Raw genomic sequence first — 2,449 nt, 5'->3', positions numbered from 1 at the left:
CTTTTTTGATCTCAAATCCAATTTTACCGGGAGTGTACTGCCGGCGTTTGATTTCGGATGCACCGCGGCATTCAGCCGACGATCCGACTAGTAGTCTCTGATTTTTACGAGAGATGGCAGGTCACGGTTTGCCGGCTGGCGAAAACGCTGAACCCTGGCACTTATGCCTGCCTCGGCTCCAGTGACAACTGGAACCCTAGGGGACGATCCGGTGGCGTCATAGCTCCGCTCCTCTGTCCGTTGCGATTGTTGTCAATTCGAAGCACAAATCGCAAATGCCTGCGGCGTCTCGCAGGCCGCCTTTGGGCGGCGAGGCCATCGAAAGACGGCCGTCTTCGTTGACTGCTGGAGACTGCTCCCGTCAGCTGGTGGCGTCAACCATCAATAGCCGGTTACCGAAAAATGTGATCGCCGGGAGGTTACGTGCAAGTCAGTTTTTGCACAGCTTTGTCAGGAGCGTGTTCGGCCTTTGTTCTTTCCGCTTGCCCGTTCACGCGAAAGACGCTTAAACGCTCTCGTCGGGAATTGTGGCGTATCTCGACGTGGCGGCAAAACTACCTACATAGGGGATGGCCGGGAAAACCCGCCATTCCAGGAAATTCCAGATTCTGAGGCGGCGACCGGCTATGGCCGACCATAAATATCTTTCCATTCGCGGGGCGCGCGAACACAATCTGAAGAATGTCGATCTCGACTTGCCGCGTGACAGCCTGATTGTCATGACCGGCCTGTCGGGGTCCGGCAAGTCATCGCTTGCCTTCGACACGATCTATGCCGAGGGCCAGCGCCGCTATGTCGAAAGCCTGTCGGCCTACGCGCGGCAATTCCTCGAAATGATGCAGAAACCCGACGTCGACCAGATCGACGGCCTGTCGCCCGCCATTTCCATCGAGCAGAAGACCACCTCGAAGAACCCGCGTTCGACGGTCGGCACCGTCACCGAGATCTACGACTATATGCGGCTGCTGTTCGCCCGCGTTGGCATCCCCTATTCGCCGGCCACCGGCCTGCCGATCGAGAGCCAGACGGTTTCGCAGATGGTCGACCGCGTGCTGGCGATCGAGGAAGGCACGCGCCTGTTCATCCTGGCGCCGATGGTGCGCGGCCGCAAAGGCGAGTACCGCAAGGAATTGCTGGAACTGCAGAAGAAGGGCTTTCAGCGCGTCAAGGTCGATGGCGTCTTCTACGAAATCGCCGACGTGCCGGCGCTGGACAAGAAGTACAAGCATGACCTCGACGTCGTTGTCGACCGCATCGTCGTGCGCGGCGATCTGGCGACGCGGCTTGCCGATTCCATCGAGACGGCGCTGAAATTGGCCGATGGGCTGGCGGTCGCCGAATTCGCAGACAAGCCGCTCGATGCCAGCCAGACCGGCGAGGATTCGGTCAACAAGTCGAAGAACGAGACGCATGAGCGCATCCTGTTCTCGGAAAAATTCGCTTGCCCGGTCTCCGGCTTCACCATTCCGGAAATCGAACCGCGGCTATTCTCGTTCAACAACCCGTTCGGCGCCTGCCCGACCTGTGACGGTCTCGGCAGCCAGCGCGCCATCGACGGCAATCTGATCGTGCCGGACGAGAACATCTCGCTGCGCGACGGCGCCGTCAGCCCGTGGGCGAAATCGACGTCCCCCTATTACGCGCAAACGCTGGAAGCGCTGGGCAAGGCCTATGGCTTCAAGCTTGGCGACAAGTTCAAGGATTTGTCCGAAGAGGCCAAGGAAGCTATCCTGCACGGCACGGGTGAGCGCGAAATCACCTTCCAGTATGATGACGGCCTGCGCTCCTACAAGACCACCAAGACCTTTGAAGGCGTCATTCCCAATCTCGAGCGGCGCTGGAAAGAGACCGAATCCGCCTGGATGCGTGAAGAGATCGAGCGCTTCATGTCGGCCACGCCCTGCCCGGCCTGCAAGGGGTATCGGCTGAAGCCGGAGTCGCTGGCGGTGAAGATCGCAGGCAGACATATCGGCGAAGTCACCGAGCTTTCCATCCGCAAGGCCGACCAGTGGTTCACCGACCTGCCCGCGTCGCTCAACGACAAGCAGAACGAGATCGCGGTGCGGGTGCTCAAGGAGATCCGCGAGCGGCTGCGCTTCCTCAACGATGTCGGGCTCGACTACCTGACGCTGTCGCGCAATTCCGGCACGCTGTCGGGCGGCGAGAGCCAGCGCATCCGGCTGGCATCGCAGATCGGCTCCGGTCTCACGGGCGTGCTCTATGTGCTGGACGAGCCGTCGATCGGCCTGCACCAGCGCGACAATGCCCGCCTGCTCGATACGCTGAAGCACCTGCGCGACATCGGCAACACGGTGATCGTCGTCGAGCATGACGAGGACGCCATCCTGCATGCCGACTATGTCGTCGACATGGGTCCGGCCGCCGGCATCCATGGCGGCGAAATCATCGCCCAGGGCACCCCGCAGCAGGTTATGGCCAATCCCAATTC

The 2,449-nt window shown here is 60.6% G+C and carries 1 protein-coding gene; it reads left to right on the top strand.

Going from position 1 to position 2,449, the window contains the following annotated elements:
* Positions 1-626 precede the first annotated feature (626 nt).
* On the top strand, positions 627-2,449 hold a 1,823-nt coding region (uvrA, locus tag EN984_RS31210), incomplete at its 3' end, for an excinuclease ABC subunit UvrA (RefSeq protein WP_127384206.1).

The organism is Mesorhizobium sp. M7A.F.Ca.CA.004.12.1.1 (assembly GCF_003997835.1).
In the GTDB taxonomy this organism is placed as follows: Bacteria; Pseudomonadota; Alphaproteobacteria; order Rhizobiales; family Rhizobiaceae; genus Mesorhizobium.
Note: the sequence above shows the minus strand (reverse complement) of the source record. Positions and strands in the feature narration are given on the sequence as shown.